The 3,437-nt window shown below is 75.6% G+C and carries 5 protein-coding genes; 1 reads left to right on the plus strand and 4 read right to left on the minus strand.

From position 1 onward, the window contains the following. From CKO13_RS11300 to surE, 4 genes are all read right to left on the minus strand, one after another. A partial coding sequence (locus CKO13_RS11300; protein ID WP_200261066.1) for a LysM peptidoglycan-binding domain-containing protein occupies positions 1–390 on the minus strand: 390 nt, incomplete at its 3' end. Positions 391–394: 4 nt separating this feature from the next. Continuing rightward, positions 395–976, minus strand: a complete 582-nt coding sequence (locus CKO13_RS11305; protein WP_200261069.1) for a YqaA family protein — start codon at positions 974–976, stop codon at positions 395–397. After that, positions 977–1,609 (minus strand): protein-L-isoaspartate(D-aspartate) O-methyltransferase, encoded by a 633-nt coding sequence (locus CKO13_RS11310; protein ID WP_200261077.1) that lies wholly within the window; start codon positions 1,607–1,609, stop codon positions 977–979. Between the two features lie 29 nt (positions 1,610–1,638). Continuing rightward, entirely contained in the window at positions 1,639–2,394 is a 756-nt protein-coding gene (gene surE / locus CKO13_RS11315; protein WP_200261072.1) for a 5'/3'-nucleotidase SurE, read from the minus strand. 107 nt (positions 2,395–2,501) lie between these two features. On the opposite strand from surE, the gene CKO13_RS11320 reads away from it, so the two are divergent. Further along, positions 2,502–3,089 (plus strand): Smr/MutS family protein, encoded by a 588-nt coding sequence (locus CKO13_RS11320; RefSeq protein WP_200261074.1) that lies wholly within the window; start codon positions 2,502–2,504, stop codon positions 3,087–3,089. Positions 3,090–3,437: the final 348 nt, after the last annotated feature.

Genomic DNA, 3,437 nt, shown 5'->3' on the forward strand with positions numbered 1-3,437 from the left:
GCCGCTGCCCGGCGAGCCGCTCGAGCCCTCCGAGCCGCCCGCCGCGGCGGCCTGCTGCTCCCGGGCCGCAGTGGCGCCTCCGGCAGGGGGGTCGTTGGCGAAGTCCCCCGGGGGGTTGAGCATGAGGTGGCGGCCGACCTGCAGCTGCCGCGGGTGGTCGATATCGTTCCACGCCTGCAGCTGCCCTGGCTCGAGGCCGTGCCGCCAGGCGATCCGGTAGAGGGTATCGCCAGGCTTGACCTCGTAGAGGTAGATCCGCCGATGGCCCTCCTCTTTCCAGTCGCCGTGCCAGAGCGCCGTGCAGCCGGCCAGGGCGACGGCGCCCAGCAGGCAGGCCCCGAGGAGCCTCGTGGCGGGGGGCCTGGGTGAGCGCGGCCGGCAGCGCCTCATCGGGCTAGCCGAGCTGGAGCCAGAGGATCCCGGCGGCCAGTGCCGCGACGCTGAGCCAGCCCAGCCACTCGACGTGCCGGCGCAGCCACGGCTCGAGGCGGGCGCCGCCCCAGGCGATCACCCCGGCGACGAGGAAGAAGCGGGCGCCGCGGCCGATCAGGGAGGCGGCCACGAAGGGGATCAGGGGGATCCCGGCCGCCCCGGCGGCGATGGTAAAGACCTTGTAGGGGATCGGCGAGAAGCCGGCGACGAGCATCACCCAGAAGCCCCACTCCCGGGCCCACTCGACGCCTCGGGCGTAGGCCGGCGCGTAGCCGGCCGCCTCGATCCACGGCGCCACCAGGGAGAGGGCGAGCGCCCCCAGGGCGTAGCCGAGCAGCCCGCCGAGGACCGAGGCGAGCGTCGCGATGGCCGCGAAGCGCAGCGCCCGCTCGGGGCGGGCCAGGCTCATCGGCATGAGCAGGGCGTCGGGGGGGATGGGGAAGAACGACGACTCGGCGGCGCTCAGCCCCCCGAGCGCCCAGGGCGCCCGCGGGTGCCCCGCCCAGTGCACCGTCCAGGCGTAGAGCCCGCTGAAGAGCCGCATTCAGCCGCGCCCCTCGAGCATGGGCACGAAGCTCACGCCGGCGACCCGCCGGTAGCGCAGCCCCTCGGCGCCGCGGTCGGCCACCGTGAGCGCCTGGTAGCCGGAGCCGCCGACCGGCGCCACCAGGCGCCCCCCGTCGGCGAGCTGCTCGAGCAGCGCCGCCGGCACCTGGGCGGGCGCCGCCGTCAGCAGGATCCCGCCGAAGGGGGCGTACTCCGGCCAGCCCTGGTAGCCGTCGCCGTGGCGGATATGGGCATTGTAGAGCCGCGCCTCGCGCAGGCGCTGCCGGGCCTGCGACACGAGGGCGCCGACGCGCTCGACCGTATAGACGTGGGGGACGAGGCTCGCCAGGACCGCCGCCTGGTAGCCCGAGCCGGTGCCCACCTCCAGGACCCGCTCGGGGATGCCGGGCTCGAGGAGCAGCTCCGTCATCCGCGCCACTACCCACGGCTGCGAGATCGTCTGGCCGTGGCCGATGGGCAGGGGGGTGTTCTCGTAGGCGCGGCTGGCCAGGGCCTCGTCGACGAACAGGTGCCGGGGGACGCGGCGCAGCGCCTCCAGGACCCGCTCATCGGCCACCCCCTGCTGCGCGAGCGCCTCCACCAGGCGCTCCCGGGTCCGCCGCGAGGTCATGCCGCTGCCCGCCGGATCGCGCCAGCGGCTCAAAGCGTCACCCCCTGGAGCCAGCCGCCGACCTGCTCCAGGACCTCGTAGCGGGTCAGGTCGACCTGGATGGGCGTGACCGAGACGTAGCCGTTGCGCACCGCGTAGAAGTCCGTCCCCGGGCCGGCGTCCTGCTCCGAGCCCGGCGGCCCTATCCAGTAGATGGGCCGCCCCCGCGGGTCGTGCTGCTGGATGACCGCCTCGGCCCGGTGCCGGCAGCCGAGCCGCGTGGCGTGGAAGCCCTGGAGCTCCTCCCACGGCAGGTCGGGGACGTTGACGTTGAGGATGGTGTCCGTAGGCAAGGGGTCGTCCTGCATCTGCTCCAGCAGCTTGACGGCGACGCGGGCGGCCGTCTCGTAGTGTTGCGGCGCCCAGCCGCCGACCAGGGAGACCGCCACCGCCGGCAGCCCCAGGTACCGCCCCTCCATGGCGGCGGCCACCGTCCCGCTGTAGAGGACGTCGTCGCCCAGGTTACCGCCGGCGTTGATCCCCGAGAAGACCATGTCGGGGTCCGCCTCGAGCAGCCCCGTCAGGGCGAGGTGGACGCAGTCGGTGGGCGTCCCCTGGACGCGGTAGCGCCCCGGCTCGACCTCGTTGACCCGGATGGGGTCCTCGAGGGTCAGGGAGTTGCTCGCCCCGCTGCGGTCCCGGTCCGGCGCCATGACCGTCACCCGCGCCACGGTCCCCAGGCGCGCCGCCAGCGTCAGGATCCCCTGGGACTGGTAGCCGTCGTCGTTGCTGATCAGGATATACATAGCCTTCTACACATAGCGTTCCCAGCACTGCAGCGTCTACCCTCGCAGACCCCCCGTGCAACAGCGCTAGTATACCCGCTTGCAGGCAGCCGCCGCAGAGAGAGGCCATGTCGCGTCCCGAGGAGCCCGATCCCCCGGCCAGCGAGGAGGACGAGGACGAGCACGCCCTGTTCCGCCGGGCGGTCGCCGACGTCCGCCCGCTGGCCAACGACCGCGCCGACACCCGGCCGCCGCCCCCGCCGCCGCGGCCGCGCCCCCGGGGCGAGGACGAGCCCGTCGGGGAGCGGCCCCTCCCCGACGGGCTCCCCGAGCCGCCCTGCGCCGATCCGGCGGCCGTGGAGAGCGACGAGGCGCTGCTCTACTGCCGCCCCGGCGTCCAGCGGCGGGTGGTACGCCGCCTGCGCCGCGGCCGCTACACCCCCGGCGCCGACCTCGACCTCCACGGCCTGACCCGCCGCGAGGCGCACCCGCGGCTCGACGCCTTTATCGCCGAGTGCCGGCGCCGCGGGATCCGCTGTGCGCGCATCGTCCACGGCAAGGGGCAGCGCTCGGCGGAGAGCGGGCCGGTGCTCAAGGGCGCGGTGGACGGCTGGCTGCGCCGGCGCGAGGAGGTCCTCGCCTTCGCCTCGGCCCCCGCCGCCCACGGCGGCACGGGGGCCGTCTACGTCCTGCTCCGCGCCCCGCCCGAGGGCTGACGCCTCCCCCATCGCCTGGGGCGCGGCCCCGCGGGTGGCCCCGGGGATGGCGCCAGCGAGCGCGCCCCTTCGGGGTCCCCTGCGCTTCTCGCCCGAGCGGGGCCGCGCGCTAAACTCGCTTCGCTCGGACAACGCGCGCTCGCCGAGCGGCTAGCGCCGCTCGGCGTCCCCGCTCGGGCTGCGATGCTCGGCGCGTTCGAGGACAACCGGCCGGGGCCGGCCACCCCGCCGGGCCGGGGCGCAGGGGCTGCCGGGCTCAGCGCAGCAGCTCGGGGGTGGCCAGCGCCGCGCGGTGGATGTCGGCGTTGTAGTAGCGCGTGGCGAAGGGCTTGGCCTCGGAGTCGGCCT

This window comes from Halorhodospira neutriphila (genome assembly GCF_016584055.1).
Taxonomy (GTDB): domain Bacteria; phylum Pseudomonadota; class Gammaproteobacteria; order Nitrococcales; family Halorhodospiraceae; genus Halorhodospira; species Halorhodospira neutriphila.